The organism is Streptomyces sp. UNOB3_S3 (assembly GCF_020740895.1).
Lineage (GTDB): Bacteria > Actinomycetota > Actinomycetes > Streptomycetales > Streptomycetaceae > Streptomyces.
On the sequence record NZ_JAILXP010000735.1, the window covers coordinates 1 to 859 of the forward strand.

The following is an 859-nucleotide window of genomic DNA, read 5'->3' on the forward strand; positions in this document are numbered from 1 at the left end:
GTCCAGGGAGGCGCCGGACCAGAAGCGGTCGTCGCGCGCGTGGAAGGCGGCGGGGGTGCGGTCGGCGGCGGGCAGGCTCTTCCAGGTCCACTCGGGGCGGTAGAAGCCGAACGAGATGAGGTGAGGACGCCCGGCGGGGACGATCGCGTCCCAGTCGACCCGGGTGTCCCAGCCGTTGGCCTCGACATCGACCCCCGCCCAGAGCTCGTACGGGCTCCGGCCGAGGCTCCGGGCGAGCTCCCCGGAGGACGTGAGGCCGGAGCGGCTCCAGTTGAAGTTGAGGAACATGGTGTCGGCGGCGCGGAAGAACGGCGAGTTGCGGTCGTTGAGCTCGTTCTGCCAGGCGATGTCACCGGAGATGGCCATGGCGTCGTACCAGGTGACGCGGAGGGCGGGCCCGCCGCGTTCCCGGAGGTGGGCGACGAAGTCCCGCATGTCGGCCCCGAGGCGGGCGTCCCCGCCGCCCGTCTCGGCGTTGAGGAACCAGCCGTCGAAACCGTACGCGCGGGCCACCTCGATCAGCTTGCCGGCGAGCGGGAAGCCGCCGTCGGCGTCACGCCGGACGAGGTCGCGGGTCCACTCCAGCCGCCCGCCGTAGGCGGTCGGCGGCAGGAAGACCGTGCCGAGCACGGGCACGCCGTTGCGGTGCGCGGCGTCCACGACGGGGGCGTTGGGCGCGAGGATCAGCCCCTCGTCCGAGGAGCCGCCCCAGAAGACGAGCTCGTCGAGGTAGGCCCAGTGCGTGAGGGCGTAGTAGTCGGCGGTGGCCGACCCCTGCGAAGGGTTGCCGGAGGTCGGGGCGAACGCGGCGAGCGCGGATATCCGCGCCTCGTCGCGCCGCGCGGTGGAGTTGGGGGGC

1 pseudogene is annotated in these 859 nt (G+C 73.3%); it reads right to left on the reverse strand.

What is annotated here, in order from left to right:
- Positions 1-859: pseudogene (locus K6I33_RS35365) on the reverse strand (endo-beta-N-acetylglucosaminidase); the annotation flags it as partial.